11 protein-coding genes are annotated in these 16,003 nt (G+C 59.7%); 6 read left to right on the top strand and 5 right to left on the bottom strand.

What is annotated here, in order from left to right; all coding sequences use genetic code 11:
• Nucleotides 1-66: 66 nt before the first annotated feature.
• The 4 genes from CLU84_RS14055 (at nt 67) to CLU84_RS14040 (ending at nt 7,603) form a co-directional block, all read left to right on the top strand.
• Nucleotides 67-1,785, top strand: coding sequence for a GMC family oxidoreductase (locus tag CLU84_RS14055; RefSeq protein WP_099737693.1), 1,719 nt, complete (start codon nt 67-69; stop codon nt 1,783-1,785).
• A 31-nt stretch (nt 1,786-1,816) separates the two neighbouring features.
• Complete coding sequence (locus CLU84_RS14050; RefSeq protein ID WP_099737692.1) at nt 1,817-4,228, top strand: acyl-CoA dehydrogenase; 2,412 nt, start codon at nt 1,817-1,819, stop codon at nt 4,226-4,228.
• A gap of 124 nt (nt 4,229-4,352) precedes the next feature.
• Entirely contained in the window at nt 4,353-5,720 is a 1,368-nt protein-coding gene (locus CLU84_RS14045) for an MFS transporter (protein ID WP_099737691.1), read from the top strand.
• A 254-nt stretch (nt 5,721-5,974) separates the two neighbouring features.
• Nucleotides 5,975-7,603 (top strand): AMP-binding protein, encoded by a 1,629-nt coding sequence (locus tag CLU84_RS14040; protein WP_099737690.1) that lies wholly within the window; start codon nt 5,975-5,977, stop codon nt 7,601-7,603.
• Nucleotides 7,604-7,704: 101 nt separating this feature from the next.
• On the opposite strand, the gene CLU84_RS14035 is transcribed toward CLU84_RS14040, so the two are convergent.
• Together CLU84_RS14035 and CLU84_RS14030 are read right to left on the bottom strand one after the other, a co-directional pair.
• Nucleotides 7,705-8,103: a hypothetical protein gene (locus tag CLU84_RS14035; RefSeq protein ID WP_233210059.1), complete on the bottom strand. Its 399-nt coding sequence runs from the start codon at nt 8,101-8,103 to the stop codon at nt 7,705-7,707.
• A 130-nt stretch (nt 8,104-8,233) separates the two neighbouring features.
• Nucleotides 8,234-9,946: an amidohydrolase family protein gene (locus CLU84_RS14030; RefSeq protein ID WP_099737688.1), complete on the bottom strand. Its 1,713-nt coding sequence runs from the start codon at nt 9,944-9,946 to the stop codon at nt 8,234-8,236.
• 203 nt (nt 9,947-10,149) lie between these two features.
• Here CLU84_RS14030 and CLU84_RS14025 point away from each other — a divergent pair, with 203 nt between their 5' ends.
• Nucleotides 10,150-11,448 (top strand): MFS transporter, encoded by a 1,299-nt coding sequence (locus CLU84_RS14025; RefSeq protein WP_099737687.1) that lies wholly within the window; start codon nt 10,150-10,152, stop codon nt 11,446-11,448.
• A 13-nt stretch (nt 11,449-11,461) separates the two neighbouring features.
• Nucleotides 11,462-12,187 carry an EthD domain-containing protein gene (locus CLU84_RS14020; protein ID WP_233210058.1) on the top strand — a complete coding sequence of 242 codons (726 nt, stop codon included), beginning with the start codon at nt 11,462-11,464 and terminating at the stop codon, nt 12,185-12,187.
• 103 nt (nt 12,188-12,290) lie between these two features.
• Here CLU84_RS14020 and CLU84_RS14015 read toward each other — a convergent pair whose 3' ends face one another.
• The 3 genes from CLU84_RS14015 to CLU84_RS14005 form a co-directional block, all read right to left on the bottom strand.
• Nucleotides 12,291-13,400, bottom strand: coding sequence for a Rieske 2Fe-2S domain-containing protein (locus tag CLU84_RS14015; RefSeq protein WP_099737685.1), 1,110 nt, complete (start codon nt 13,398-13,400; stop codon nt 12,291-12,293).
• A gap of 358 nt (nt 13,401-13,758) precedes the next feature.
• Nucleotides 13,759-14,598: an SDR family NAD(P)-dependent oxidoreductase gene (locus CLU84_RS14010; RefSeq protein ID WP_099737684.1), complete on the bottom strand. Its 840-nt coding sequence runs from the start codon at nt 14,596-14,598 to the stop codon at nt 13,759-13,761.
• Nucleotides 14,599-14,625: 27 nt separating this feature from the next.
• Nucleotides 14,626-15,954: an MFS transporter gene (locus CLU84_RS14005; RefSeq protein WP_233210057.1), complete on the bottom strand. Its 1,329-nt coding sequence runs from the start codon at nt 15,952-15,954 to the stop codon at nt 14,626-14,628.
• Nucleotides 15,955-16,003 lie beyond the last annotated feature (49 nt).

The raw sequence follows: 16,003 nt of genomic DNA, 5'->3' as shown, positions 1-16,003 counted from the left end.
AGGGGCGGGTAATGCTCGCCCCTGGTTCAGATATTCATCCGATCAATAAATCAATGGAGACAAGCCATGGATGAAGTTTTTGATTACATCGTCATCGGTGCTGGTTCGGCGGGTGGCACCTTGGCAGCAAGGCTCAGCGAGAGCGGTCAACACAAGGTTTTGCTGCTGGAAGGCGGGGCCAGTCACAAGGACTTGCTGGTCAGCATGCCTTCGGGCTGGGGGCAGATGATCAACAACCCCCGCTATTCCTGGGGGCACGAGACAGAGCCTGAGTTGCATGCGGCCAGCCGCCGCATCAGCCTGCCGCGCGGCAAGCGTCTGGGCGGATCGTCCTCCATCAACGGCATGATTTATATCCGTGGCGACCGGGTCGATTACGACAGCTGGGCAGATCAGGGTGCAACGGGCTGGAGCTATGAAGAACTGCTGCCGTACTTTGTGCGTACCCAAGATCAGCAAAGCGATGATGAAGCATTTACCAAGCCCTGGCATGGCCGGGGCGGGCCGCTGACGGCCAGTAATTTGAAGAACCCGCACCCGGTATCGCTGGCCATGGTGAAGGCCGCTGTTCAGGCCGGCATGCCGGCATGCACAGACTTCAACAACGGTCACCCGGATGGCGCGGGGCTGTTTCAGGTCAATCTCAAAAATGGTCAGCGTTCATCGGTGGCAAAGAACGCGATTGAGCCCGCCATGCAGCGGCGCAATCTGGATGTGCGCATGCAGGTGCTGGTTACGCGCATTGGTCTGGATGGCCAGCGTGCTACGACCGTGAACTGGAAGGACAAGGCGGGCGGCAGCCACAGCGCGCGTGCTAACCAGGAAATTTTGCTGTGCGCCGGCGCGCTGCAGTCGCCGCAGTTGCTCATGCTCTCGGGCATCGGTCCGGCAGAGCATCTGCGCGAGATGGGGGTTGAGGTCAAGGTCGATTTGCCCGGCGTGGGTGCTAACCTGCAGGACCATGCCATCGCGCCCATGTCCTGGCGCATGAAGGCGGGAACGCCCAGCCTCAATCAGTCGTTTCGCGGCATGGGTATTGGCGCTTCGCTCATCAAGTACTTGCTGACCAAGCAGGGGGCCATGGCCATGCCTGCATCTGAATTTGCAGCCTGGTTCAGCAGCGACCCCAGCCTGCCTTACAACGATATTCAGCTGCATGGCCTGCCCGTGACGGGCGATATCGAAGGCTATATGCAAAGCGGCAAGAACTATCGCACTGAAGCCTTTCCGGGCATGACGCTGGCGCCGTATCAGGTGCGGCCGTACTCGCGCGGTGTGCTCAAGCTCAAGAGCAGCAAGCCTGAAGAATTGGCCAGTGTCCGCATGAACTTTCTGCACGATGAGCGTGACCGCAAGGCCTTGCTCTACGGTGTGCGTATGGCCAGCAAGATTGCCCAGCAGCCCGCGCTGGCGGGGCTGATCGAGACGCAGACCCGCCCTGGGCCAAACCTGCAAAGCGATGAAGAACTGCTGGACTGGATTGGCATGTATCTGGGCTCGGGTCACCACGCCAGCGGCAGCTGCCGCATGGGCCAGCCGCATGATGCTATGACGGTGGTGACGCCGGACCTCAAGGTCAAAGGCGTGCAGGGCCTGCGCGTGATTGATGCCTCGGTCATGCCACATCTGGTGTCGGGCAACACCAATGCGGCTTCGGTGGTGATTGGTGACAAGGGGGCCGATCTGGTGCTTGGCTTGCTGCCGCCAGCACCCAAGCAGTGGGATGTGTCGGGCCTGATGGCTGCGACAGTGCTGAGTTCGATGGGCGCGGCTGAAGTGGTGTGAGCCTTAGAGAAATCTGTGGAGACGAGAAGAAATGAACTTTGATTTCAGTGACGACCAGAATGCTTTGCGTACGGAGATTCGCAAATTTCTGACCAAGGAATCACCGCTGACGCAGGCACGCGCACTGCTCGAAGGTGAAGGCCGTTACGCGCAAGGCGTGTGGAACGGAATGGCGCAGCTGGGGGTGACCAGCCTGATGCTGCCCGAGGACTGCGGCGGTATTGGTCTAGGAGCCATGGAGATGTGCGTGGTGGCCGAAGAAGTGGGCCGCCAGCTCAGCCCCGTGCCACTGGCCTCCACCATGTATCTTGCCGTGCAGGCCCTGATGCTATCAACGCAAGAGCAGTCACCGCAACGCCAGAAATGGCTGCAGCCTGTTTCTGGCGGAAGTATTGGTTGTCTGGCAGCACCTACGGATGGTCAGAAACCGCTGGCAGATCTGCCAGTGTTTGATGGCAAGACCTTGAAGGGCGAATGCCTGCTGGTGGCTGACGGCATGGCTGCGCAATGGGGCGTGGCACTGGCGCGTAATGCGGCTGGCGCTGATGTGCTGGTGGCCTTTCAATTCGATACCTCGGTGCAGCGCAAGGCGCTCAAGACGCTGGATCCTTCCAAGCCCTATGCATCTCTGAGTTTTGGCGGCACGGCTGCCGAGCTGCTGGATGGCGCGGCCAGCGCCGCTCAGGTGCTGACACGTGTGCGCAATCGCGCCGCCGTTATGCTGGCGTTTGAGCAGCTGGGTGCGGCCGATGCAGCACTGGAGATGGCCGCCGCTTATGCCAAGGAGCGCAAGGCCTTTGGCCGTGCCATTGGCTCCTACCAGGGCATCAAGCACAAGCTGGCCAACCTCTACACCAACAACCAGCTGGCGCGTGCCCACTGCTACTACGGCGCATGGGCGCTGACGTCAGACATGGCGCAGGCCGCTGGTGCGCCAGATCTGGCCGCTGCCGCTGCGGCTGCGCGTGTGAGCACGACACAGGCGCTGTCCGATGCGGCGCAGGAAAGCCTGCACACCCACGGCGGCATGGGCTACACATGGGAGTTGGACTGCCACCTTTTCTACCGCCGTGCGCGTCAGCAGGCCGTGGAACTGGGCAATATCCACGCCTGGCGTGAGCAGGTTGCTGCCGAGCTGCAAAAGCGCATGGATGAACCTGCGCAAGAGAAGGTGGCTCAAAGCATGGCAGAGGGTGACAGCCAGTCCATGGACTTTGAAGATACGCCCGAAGAGGCCGCCTTTCGCGCTGAATGCCGCGCCTGGCTGCAGCTCAATGCCGAACCCAAGGCCAGTGCTGATGACTACTTTGGCCGCGACATGACGGCTGAGCAGCGCATGGAGGCTGCCCGTATCTGGCAGGGCAAGAAGGCGGCAGGCGGCTTTGGCGCCATCACCTGGCCCAAGGTGTTGGGTGGCCGTGGCGGAACGCCCATGCAAGAGCTGATCTGGCGCCAGGAAGAGGGCAAGGTCAAGGTGCCTACTGGCATGTTCAACGTCAGTCTGGGCATGGTACTGCCTTCGGTCATGGCCCATGCCAGCCCTGAAGTGCTGGGTAGGCATGTGGCACCAGCGCTGGGCGGTAAAAACCTCTGGTGCCAGTTGTTGAGCGAGCCCGGTGCAGGCTCTGATCTGGGCATGGTGCGCACCCGCGCCGAACGCGCTACGGATGGCCGCGAGGGCTGGCTCATCAACGGCCAGAAGGTCTGGACTTCTCTGGCGCAGTTTGCCCAGTTCGGTCTGGTGCTGACGCGCACCAACCCGCTGGCGTCCAAGTTTGAAGGTATGAGCACCTTCTTTCTGAACATGAAATCGCCTGGCATTACCGTGCGCCCCATTCGTCAGGCTGGCGGCGAGTCTGAATTCAACGAAGTCTTCTTCGAGAACGTGTTTGTGCCCGACAGCCAATTGGTGGGCAAGCTGGGTGGTGGCTGGAAGGTCACCCTGACGGGCTTGATGGCCGAGCGACTGGCCATTGGCGGCGTAATCCCTGCCGAGCTGTGGCGCACTACGGCGGGTCTGCTTGCGGACTACGAGTTTCAAGGTAAACCCGCGTTGCAGGACGGCCGTATGCGTGAACGTTGGGCCGATCTGTACCTGAAAGAGCAGGCACTGTGGCTGCTGCAATGCCGCGCGCTGACGGCGCTGAGTAAGGGCCGCCAGCCCGGGCCAGAGATGAGCGGTGCCAAGAATGTGGCCGCTGCGGCGCTGCAGGCGTTCAGCTATTTCGCCATCGATTTGCTGGGCGAGCGCGGCGTGCTGGCGGCCAGCGAACTGGGCGAGCGCTTTGCCATGGTCGAGCGTCTGTGGTTCGGCTCTGCGGGCATGCGCATTGCAGGTGGTACTGACGAAGTGGTGCTCAACAGCATTGGCGAGCGCGTGCTGGGTCTGGCCCCCGAGACCCGAACGGACAAGGATATGCCTTTTAGCGAGCTGGTTGCTTAGTGACTTCGCGCGGCGCGCCGGGGCATTGACCCCGCCACGGAGCGCCGCGTTTTTTATCAGGCCGGGTCAAGAAAATTCCATCAATGAAACGTGGCAGAGATCACGGCTTAAAAGGAGACAGGATATGAGTGCATCTGCTGCGGCCAATGTGCCAAAAGCTGTTTCTGCCATGCCGAGGGCGGTGAGCAATGTGACGGGCTGGCGTCGCCATTACCTGCTGTTTGTGCTGCTGCTTGTCTATGGCATGAGCATGATTGACCGCCAGATCATGGGTGTGCTGATTGAGCCCATCAAGAAAGAGATGGGCGTCTCGGACAGTGCCATGGGTCTGCTCACCGGTCTGGCCTTTGCGCTCTTCTACAGCATTCTGGCCGTGCCTTTTGGCCGCTTTGCCGATCGCACCAACCGTCGCAACCTGATTGCCTGGTGCTGCGGCGGCTGGAGCATTGCTACGGCTTTGTGCGGCATGGCGGTGGGCTTCTGGAGTCTGACCGCCGCACGTGTGGGCGTAGCCGTAGGCGAGGCAGGCAGCACGGCAGCATCAACCACCATGATTGCCGATGTGTACCCGCCAGAGCAACGCAGCCGCGCCATGAGTGTGTTCAGTCTGGGCCCGCATCTGGGCTCGCTGGTCGGACTGGGTGTCGGGGCGTGGATTGCCCAGCAATACGGCTGGCGTGCCGCATTTTTGTGGCTGGCCGTGCCTGGTGTGCTGATCGCCCTGGTGCTGCGCCTGACTTGCCGTGAGCCCCTGCGCGGTGCGCAGGAGGCATTGGGCAAGCGGGCTGCAACTGCTGCAGTGGCTGAAAAATTCTCGGATGTGATGGGCGCTCTGCGCCGTAACAAGGCATTTGTGGGCCTGGGCCTTGCGGGCATGGTGATGGCGTTTTCAGGCTACGCCATTGGTATGTGGAACACCGCATTTCTGGTGCGCTCTCACGGACTTCAGCTCAAGGATGCCGGGGCCATCATGGGTTTCATTGGTGGGCCGGGCGCGATTCTTGGTGCCTTGCTCAGTGGCTGGATTACCGATGTGATGGCCAAGCGTGATGTGCGCTGGCAGATCGGCATTCCGATGCTGGCAACGCTGATCTCGATTCCGCTGGGGCTGGCGTTCTACCTTGACGATTCGCCCGAGAAATGGGTGGTTGCGGGCCTGCAGATTCCGCATGCGATTGTCTGGTATGGCCTGTTTGCGGTGTTCTCCAGTTTCTGGGCGGCTCCTGCTTTTGCGGCGCTGGCCAATGTGATTGCATCGTCGAGTCTGGCCACATCCCTGTCTATCTACAACCTGCTTCTGACAGCGGTGGGCGGTGGTCTGGGGCCGCTGACGGTGGGTCTGCTCAGCGATGCCTTTATCGCTCGCGCTGGCAATGAATCACTGCGCTGGGCACTTGCATCAATGCTGTCTTTTTATGTGCTGGGGGTGCTGGCCTATGTTTGGAGCATCAAGCCTTATGCGCGGCAGATGGCTGCAAAAAAGATAGCTTGAAGCGCATATCGATAAGGCGCTTGAGCATGGTTTGGCGCATGAAAGCGTGGCTTGCAACTCAGGAAAACTTCTGTAGGACAACACCCGGTTATCGGCCAATATCAGCGCCCGGAAACTTGGGTGTTTGCTCTCAGGGTCTGCCCTCAGTTCAAGTGGACGATGAATGCAGCAGTTGCCCGCTTGACGATGACGCCGTCGTTGAGCATGCCGCAGTGCATCGGGTTTGAATCAATTAGAAAGACGGAGACAAAGACATGAAGCGGACATTCAATCTGGCAGATATTTTCGAGTTGGTGGTGCAGGCAGTGCCGACGCGCATTGCCTTTGGCTGTGGCGATCAGAAACTCACATTCAGCCAGCTCGACGAGCGCGCCAACAAGCTGGGCAATGCGCTGAGGGCCAGAGGCATCGGCCGTGGCGATAACGTCGGCATTCAGCTCTACAACTGCGCGGAATACCTGGAGGCATTTTTTGCCTGCTGCAAGATTGGCGCGATTCCCGTCAATGTGAACTACCGCTATGTGGCCGATGAGCTGCTGGGTTTGTTCAACAGTCTGGATCTGCGTGGTCTGATTTACGGCGCAGATTTTGATGGCGCAGTATTAGACGTCATCCCTCAAGTGCCCACGCTGCGCCTGGCGTTGCGTGTGGGTGAGGCACGTGAAGGCTTGCCCCAGATGGTGAAAAGCTATGAGCAAGTGCTGGCCGAAGGCAGCTCTGTGCTGATCGACCCGAACCGTAGCGATGACGATATCTTCATGCTCTGCACGGGCGGGACTACCGGCCTTCCCAAGGGTGTGATGTGGCCGCACAAGGCTCTGTTCATGGGAGCCTTAGGTGGTGGTGGCTACTACTTCCGACGCCCTCCGATTGAGGCACCTGAAGAACTGCTGCAACTGGTGGCTCATGGCCCTGCGCTGGCTTACCTGGCGGCAGCTCCTCTGATGCACGGTGCGGCAATGTGGGCGACGTTGATCAGCCTTTTCTCGGGTCACCCGGTCTATGTGAATGACCGCAAGAGCTTTGACCCGGTGCATATGCTGGATTTGATCGAGCGTCACAGCATCAATGTGATGGCCGTGGTGGGCGATGCTATGGCCCTGCCAATCATCCAGGCGTTGGAGAGTCACCCCGGCCGCTGGCCGCTCAAGTCACTGATGGTTTTTGGCAATGGCGGTGCGGTGTTCTCCCGCCATCTGCAGGAGCGGCTGCTGGTGCAGGTGCCGCACCTGATGCTCAACAACAGCATGGCCAGCTCTGAATCTGGCGTGGTGGGCGGCGGCGACAAGACGCCCGAGAGTGCCGGGCTGATGAGGATTGCGCCGCGCGCGGATTTGAGCGTGATCTCCGAAGACCTGCGCATCCTGAGCCAAGCCGGAGAGGAAGGCATTCTGGCGCGCAGCGGTCACACCCCTCTGGGCTATTACGGCGACCCCAAGAAGACTGCCGAGACCTTTGTGGTGATTGACGGCTGCCGTTGGGTGCTGACCGGTGACCGCGCCCGTATCGAAAACTCGGGTGAATACATGGTATTGGGCCGTGGCTCTCAATGTATCAACACTGGCGGCGAAAAAGTCTATCCCGAGGAGGTGGAGGAAGCCGCGCGTCGCTACAAGTCTGTGCAGGATGTGGTGGTGATCGGCCTGCCCGACGAGCGCTGGGGCAGCAAGGTGGCTGCCGTGGTGCAGGTTCAGCAGGGGCAGACGTTTGACCTGCAGGAATTTGAGAAAGTGTGCCGCAGCAATCTGTCAGGTTACAAGGTGCCGCGTGCCGTGTTTGTGGCATCCGAAGTCAAGCGCAGCCCCGCAGGAAAGGCGGACTATCGCTGGGCCAAGGCCTTCGCGCAAGACAACCAGCCGCTGACGGCTGCTGCGCTAGTCTGAGAACGGCGCGCACAGCCAGCAAACCCATTGAGCAATCCCCCTGTTCGTCGCGCCTGACGACGGGACTTTACAAGGAGGCTTCGGCCTCCTTTTTTTTATTCTTAGCGCGGTGCTCTGCAAATTCTGCGCGTCGTCTTCTCGGACTCCAGCGCTACAAAGGCTTTGCCGCGCACGTCATAGCTGTGTGCAATCACATGCTGGTTGCAGTGATCTGAATATCTCGCACAGGCCTGCATTGCAATGCATAGATAATGCCCGGCACCCCAGACCTTGGCGGGCGGCTTGTCGTAGATGCCTTCGTACAGCGTTTGCGTTTGTGCGCCGTTGTCATTCCACTTGACCACGATTTCAGAATCAAAGTGATCAAAGCCTGCGCTGCTGTAGCTCACCTCATAGTGAACCGTTCCCAGATTGGCGATGGACGTGCGGCCCGAGGTTTGATTTTCCCAAGCCGCAGCCTCTTGTGCGCTGCATGGCATGGCGCAAAAGCTCAGCAGCATGAGCCATGCGTGAAGCGGTTTCAAAAGCTTGTGCAAGTGCATGGGGTAAAGGCGTGGACGATGACTGATCACTATATAGGCGGCACCTGAACCCCTTGATCAACGGCCCGCTCGGGCCGTTGATCAACGCCTACGCAGTGTGTTCGCTGCGCCTCACGAGCTTGCCGGGCAAGGCATTGGTTGCCACACCATCCTGGTAAGTAATCTGACCGGACTTGATGGTGTAGCGATAGCCCTCGGCACCCTGCAAAAAGCGCTTGCCGCCTGCGGGCAGGTCTCTGACGATTTGCGGTGGCAGGATCTTCAGTGCCTTCAGGTCGATGAGGTTGATATCGGCCAGCTTGCCCTTCTGTAGCGTGCCCCTGTCAAGGAAGCCATAGAGCGCCGCAGGGCGCTGCGTCAACAGTTGCACCGCCGATTCGATGCTGAAGAGACCGCGCTCGCGCACCCATTCGGTCAACAAGAAAGTGGTGGCGCTGCCGTCGCAGATGGTGCCGACATGCGCGCCACCATCTCCCAATGCGGGTACGGTGTGCGCGTGGCTGAGCAGCTCATGCAATGCGCTGCAGTCATGGTTGAGGTAGTTGGCCATGGGCAGATAGACCAGGGCCTGGCCGTTGTTGCCCAGCATGAAGTCATAAAGCCATTCCAGTGGCGGGACGCCCGCTGCATCTGCCTGCGCCTGCACGCAATCCTCGGACTGCGGCAGGTAGACAGGTGCATCGCCTTGCCAGGGGTACATGCCTGCGTAGTTGTGCCCAAAGTACGCCATGAACAGATGGGGCTGAAGATCTTGTTCGCTAAGGATGCGCTGGCGTGTGGCGGGATCGCCCAGCGCACGGATACGCTCTGTCTGCGGGAGATGCACCAGAGCCTCATAGCTGGGTTTGCAGGAAAACGGATTGAGGCTGCATTCAAAGCCCATGAGTACACCTACGGGGCGGTTGAGTACCTGGCCGGTGATGCGCTGGCCGTCTGCGTTGGCCTGGGTGATAAGTTGCAGCAGTTCACGGTGCAGCTGGGGCTTGTGAGGATACTGAATCACCGTCAGGGTGCTTGCGCGGCCGGTGGCCTGGCTGACGCGGCTCAGAATGCTGAATTCCTGCTCCGTTTCCTCAAAGTCAGAAATCATCTGAAACACACTGTTCGGATAGTCCTTCAGCGATAGTCCCAGTTGCAGCAGCTCGTGGCTTACCGCCTGGTACATGGGCGTGAAATTGCCAGATTTGGAGCGGTGGGCCATGGTGCGGGACGTGGATAGACCGACGGCACCTGCGGCCAGCCCTTGCTTAACCAGTTGCTGCATGGTTTGCAGATCTTGCTCGCTGGCGGATTCGCGCCGCACGGCACGCTCACCCATGGCGTAGACCCGCAGCGGGCCATGGGGCAGCAATGCGGCAATGTCGATGTCGTAGTGGCGTTCTCCGAGTGCGTTCAGGTACTCGGGGAAGCTCTCCCAGGTCCAGGGCAAGCCTTCATGCAAAGCCGTATCTGGGATGTCCTCAACGCCTTCCATCAGCGCGATCAGTGTGTCGCGGTCTTCGGGGCGGCATGGGGCAAAACCCACGCCGCAGTTGCCCATGACGGCGGTGGTCACGCCTTGCTGTGATGTGGGCCAGAGCCGTGCGTCCCAGGTGACCTGGCCATCAAAGTGGGTGTGCACATCAACAAAACCGGGGGTGATCAGAAGTCCTGTGGCATCGATGGTTTGCGATGCACTGCCGAGCTGATGCCCGATGGCGGCAATGCGTCCGTCCAGCACGGCCACATCGGCGGAAAACGGCGGGGCACCCGTGCCGTCGACCACGCTGCCGTTGCAAATCAACATATCAAAGTGCGGCACCTTGTCTCTCCTTTTGGAATGCTTGTGAAGGGCCGCTTTGGGCAGCCAGCACACATTAGGAGTTCAGTGGCGCCGAGGGCCTACAGGGTATTGGAATCGTCCGTTGGGACGATGTGAGTACGGGGGCTCAACTTCACGATAGGGAAGCTGCCGGGTAGAGATTGCCTGCGCGCCGATCCTCGCGAAATACAACTCCAATAGCAATGACAGAGACTCCTTCTTCCAACCGTTCCCGGCTTTACGTGCTGGCGCTGCTGACAGCCCTGTCTGCCATGACCTTTATGGACCGACAAATTCTGGCGGTGCTGCTGCAACCGATCAAACAGGAATTTGGTTTTTCTGATCTGCAGATTGGCCTGATTACAGGTCTTGGCTTTGCGTTGACCTTTGGGCTGCTGGGCATTCCGCTGGGACGTCTGGCCGACCGACATGAGCGCCGTGGCCTGATTGCATGGTGCCGAGGCATTGGCGGCTGTATTGCTGCGTTGGGGGCGCTGGCGACTGGGGCCGGAGGCTTGGCCGCTTCCCGTGCGGGCGCTGCGCTGGGGGATGCGGGTGGCGGTGCCGCTTCCATGTCTATCCTGGCCGATTTGTATGCGCCGTCTGAGCGCTCGCGCGCCATGAGTGTTTTCGGGGTAGGCGCTGCCTTGGGGGCTTTGCTGGCCTTGCTGCTGGGGCCGCTGTTTGCGCAGTGGTGGGGCTGGCGGGTGACCTTGGCAATCATTGGCGCGTGCGTTGTGCTGCTGTCACTGGTTCTGCGCTTTACGGTGCATGAGCCTGCAAGGGCACTGACAAAGGCCGCTGCGAGCGATGCGGATACCGCTGAGAAACCGGCGCAATCTGCCGTCAAATTAATATGGAATGAGCCTGTAACGCGCTTCCTGATTGTGGGAGCTGCTTGCGCTTTGATAGCGGGCTTGTCGATTGGCTCCTGGAATGTGGCGCTGCTGGCGCGGCGTTTTGACTTGAGTCTCAAGCAGGCGGGCGGTATCTCTGCGGTGGCCGCACTTTTGTCAGTGGCGGGGAGCCTGTTCTCGGGCTGGCTGACGGACAGACTGGCCCGCAGCGATGTGCGTTGGCAGATTCGGATTCCCGTCATCGGCGTAGGCCTGGCTGCACTTTTCGGACTGGCTTATCTGTTGGTGAGTGATGAGCTGTTTATGCTCTCGCTGGCCTGCATGCTCATTTATTCCTTTTTTACAGCCTGGTGGGCGCCTGCGACTTATGCGGCGCTGAGTTTGGTGGTGCCTGTGCAGCGCCGCGCCACGGCCAGCGCGATGGTGCTGATGGCGGGTGCCTTGCTGGGCAATGGAGTGGGGCCGATTGCTGCTGGCTGGCTTAGCGATGTGCTCAATACGGTCTGGCAAGGACAGGGCCTGCGCTATGCGCTGGTAGTCATGATGTGCACGTTGCTGCCGGGGGTGTGGGCGTTTATGCGAGCGCTGGCTTACTACCCCAGGGCCTATCGTCAGGCACATCCGCCCGTGGCTGTGCCTGCGTGAGATGGCTGAAGAAATGCTGAAAGAAGAAAACCAGCCTACGGTGTGGAAGATGATCTATCTGGCCCGGCGCAACCCGGCGCTGGCGGCCGCAGACTTCCCTCAGGCCTGGCGCGAGCATTCTGCGCTGGGGCGGCAGTGCAAAAACGTGGGCCAGCGCGTGAAGGCAGTGGCTCAGTGTTCACGCCAGTTGCAAGTTGATGCATCGGCACTGAGTACCGACTATGACGGGGTCAATCTGATGGTACTGGCAGACCGGGAGGCCGGATCTGCTATCTGGGACGATCCGGAAACGCTGGCCATCATGCGCCCCGACGAGCCGCGCGTTTTTGCCGACTATGTACGTAACTTTTCGGTGTTGTGCCGCCAGCAGGTGCTGTATGAGCGCATGCCTGCTGATGTCTCAGCTGCTTTGCTGCCGCAAAATGAGCAAGTCATGCTGATCGGGTTTTTGCAGCGCAGCGATGAGTGGCAGGGCGCTGTAACGAGTCCTGTGCTGTGTCCTCCGCATTGGAGGATTGGTGGGGTGAACCAGGCCAGCCGCATTGTTTGCAACACGCTTGATGAGAAAGCGCCAGCCGGATATGGCTATCGCTACATTGTGGAGTGGTGGTTTGATACCGTGGAGCAGGCGCTCAGTGCGGCGCAAAGTCTTAATGCCTCGGCCGCGGCTCAGGATGATGAATTTGGTTGGGGAGAGCATGTGTTCATGCTGGCCGAAGTGACCCACGCCAGACCCTGAAATTGCTAAAAGATTCAGCCCAATAATCAAGACCAATAAAAAGGCCCATGCAATCCCTGCATGGGCCTTTTTACCTTGGAATCACTCTTCTATCTGACTTCTTTCAGGCAGCTGTTTCTTCCGCTTCCTGAGTGTAGGCAACCATGCCGCGAGGGATGTACTTGCCTTCGCATTGGTCCAGATACTCTGCAGCCTTGGCGCGGGGGTTGTAGAACTGCTTGTACCAGATGCGGGCCTTCAGGAAGGCACCGTCGCTGGGGATGAACAGCGGGTTCAGGCAAGGCGCTTTTTGGGACCAGACTTCAAAGTCCTGTGCAAAGGCCAGACGGCTGGCTTCCTGGAACTGCTTGGCTGCCACTTCGTCAGCCTTGGTGGGCAAGCCGCCGTGCGCGGTCTTGACCAGCAGGTTGTGCCAGACCTTGATCTTGCCGTCCTCAATAGGGGTGTGCATGATCATCATGAACGAGTTGAACATGCCGCTGACCTTGGAGACCAGAATGGCTGGGCCGTGGTACCAAGTGTCAGTGTGCAGCATGTCACTGGCGCCGCCTTCGCCCACCAGAGTGCGGTGGCCGCCGCACTGGCGTTGAATGGCGTTGTGGGCCTTGAATTCGTTTTCAAAGCGCGCCACGGTGGAGCCGTGGATGGGGCTCAGGTGACCGTAGTCGGCAATGTTGTCCACCACTTCCATGGGGTGCTGGTTCAGCTCGCCCAGATAGTCCCACTGGCCGTTGACATAGGTTTCGTCATGCCAGTCGCCAAATGTTGGCAGAGCGTAATCAGGCTCGCCACCTTCGGGATCAAACCAGACCCAGATCGCACCGTACTGCTCGACCACGGTCCAGCTCTTGACGGCTGCAGCCGCAGGTATGGCGCCATCGTGGTAGGGGATGTGGTTGCACTTGCCGTCTGCGCCAAAGCGCCAGCCGTGATAAGGGCAGCGAATGCCATCGCCTTCCACGTTGCTGCCACCGCCGTCGATCACCACGTAGCTTGTGGTGTTGGGCGCTGCCAAGTGGGTCTTCATGTGGGGGCAGTACGCGTCCAGAAGCACAACCTTGCCGCTTTCGCGACCGCGGTACATCGCGAAATCCTGGCCGAAGAAGCGCACCGCCACAGGCTTGTGGGTGTCGAGCGCCTTGGCCTCGGAAATCATGAACCAGCCACGTGGGTAGGTAAATTCACCGAGGCGGTAGTCCTTCGTGGTTGCCATTGCAGAAGTCTCCATATCTTGTTTTAGACACTGAATCTTCGCGCTGGGAGCCACGCTGCGCATACTCTGTTTGGACGAGTGAATGTGCCGCTTTGATCTGGCGCAAACCACCAAGGGTTTGCACTATGTTGAGTGTGAGCGCATGCTCTTTGTGGTTCTATCCGTTGGCGTATCGCGGCGTCAAGCCTCAAGTCTTGCGTTTGGGGCTGACATCTACCGTCCTGCTGCAGATGGCTTTGGAGCAATGCTCATCTACGCATATACATGCTCTGCATCCTGATGGGGGAGAAGACTGAAGAGTTCTTTCCTCAGTATTCCTGTGCGCACTGATTTGTCGTCAGTGCGCTGCAGCGGTGATTTACGCTGCGACTGCGGCCACGCGTTCTTTGTAGATCGGTTGCAGATCAATCATGGTGAAGGCTTTAGCCAGGGGTAGTGCCTCTTCTTGCGTACCCAGCCAGAACAGGGCCGCGGCAATTTCTTCCGGGGTCGCTGCACCATAGCGCTGGGCCAGCACGCCATCATCACCCAGGGTCGCCTTCACGGCTTCAGTCGTCACCACACCGGGGTTGACGCTGAAGGCGCGCACGCCCTGCGTCTTGTATTCGGTATTGATGCAACCGGCCAGGCGCGCAATGGCTGCCTTCGATGCGCCGTAGGCAAAGCCCCAGCCGCCCTTGTCGGCAGGCACGGGCGGGTTGAATTGACCAGCTGCCGAGCACACGTTGATGATGCGGCCACCACCTTGCGCCGCCATGGTTGGCAGCAGGCGCTGCGCCAGATGAAAGGGGGCAATCACATTGCCCAGCATGGAGCGCTCAAGCGATGCGGTGCTGATGTCGGGAATCAGGTCGTTGATTTCACGGTTCTGATAGACGGCGTTGTTGATCAGCAGATCAATGCGGCCAAAGCGTGCCAGCACTGCATCGGCGGCCTTGTCCAGGCTGCCGAGGTCCATCAGGTCCATGACATGCGAGAACACCTCGCCGCCAGCGGCTTCAATTGCGTCAGCCGTCGATTGCAGGCTGCCCGAGAGCAGTTGGCCGTTAGGCAGGCGCAGCTGGTTATCAAGCTGTGCACCTTCGGTCAGTGTGCGGGCAGTGATGGCGACGCGCCAGCCTTTGCTGGCAAAGAAGACGGCGGTGGCAGCGCCAATGCCACGGCTGGCACCGGTGATGAGGACGACGGGTTGAGTCATGCAGAAGTCTCCGTATTTTTGTTGTGATCAGGCCGACTGCATTTGCTGCAGGTGTCGCTTGTAGGGCTTGATGGCCAGCATAAAGAACAGCACGGTCACCAGGAGCATCAGTGTCACTCCGGACAGCGCCAGGCGCAGGCCTTCCGTGCCATGGGTTTTGGCAAAGTAGTCCGACAGCATGCCCGTGACCAGAGGACCCACGCCCACGCCCAGCAAGGTGATAAAGAGGTTGAGCACGGCAGCGGCTACGCTGCGCTCGCCCGCGCCTACCAGCTGGCTGATGGCGCTGTATGACAGCGTGGCAAACCAGGAGCCGAAGAAGCCGAACATCAGAGCAAACGCCATGGCAACTGGTACTTTGATGCTGCCCAGCATCCAGAAGTCAGAGACGGGCCAGAAAAACACACCCAGGCCAGCAGGCACGGCGATGAAGCTGCCAATCGCGGCCAGGCGCAGTTGCCAGCGGCTATCACGCTGGCAAAGCTTGTCGGATAGCCAGCCACAGAACATGGCACCCAGCACGGCACCAGAGCCGCTGGCAATACCAAAGACCAGGCCCGCATGCGAGATGCTCATGCCGTGTATGCGAATGAAAAAGCTTGGTGCCCACACGCCATAGCCATATCCCGCAATACCCGCCATACCGCAGGCCAGACAGACATTGCGCATCGCCTTCATGCTCAGCAGGCGAAACACCTGCTTGAGCAAGGGCTCACGTGCTGCATTGACCGAAGGCTTTGTCTTTGGCGCTTCATAAGCACCACGCACAGGCTCTTTGACAAAAAAGTACACCAGCACGGCCAGAATCACTCCGGGTATGCCAAAAGCCAGAAACACCGAGCGCCAGCCGTAGTACTGGGCCACCATGCCGCCAATCACCAGGCCCAGCAGCGTACCCAGATTCGGGCCCATCATGAACAGGCTGATGGCGAACGAGCGCATCTTGGGCGGATAAGAGTCCGAAACAATGGAGATCGATGGAGCCATGCCCCCCGCTTCGCCCACAGCCACGCTCATGCGCGCGGCCAGCATATGCCAGTACTGAGTGGCAAAGCCGCAAGCGGCGGTGGCCAGGCTCCATACCCCGCAGCACACGGCCACGATATTGCGGCGGTTTTGCGTATCGGCCATGCGCCCTACGGGAATACCCAGTAACGCATAAATCAGGCCAAAGGCCAGCCCCGTCAGAAGGCCCATCTGAGTGTCGGACGCTCCGAACTCCTGCTTGATGGGCTCCAGCAAAATAGAGAGCACCTGACGGTCAATGAAAGAGAAAATATAGACCAGTGCAAGCAGGGCAAGACTCAGGTGAGTGCGCCATGTGACGGTGGGGGGCAAGGTTTGAGGGGTGTGCATGCGCAGCATCGTGAGGGTGGCTTAGGGTTATGCCATCGTCTTTTTGGAC

The sequence above is a fragment of the Comamonas sp. 26 genome, assembly GCF_002754475.1.
Taxonomy (GTDB): domain Bacteria; phylum Pseudomonadota; class Gammaproteobacteria; order Burkholderiales; family Burkholderiaceae_C; genus Comamonas.
The sequence above is the reverse complement of the archived record's forward strand: the minus strand, read 5'-3'. Positions and strand labels throughout refer to the sequence as shown.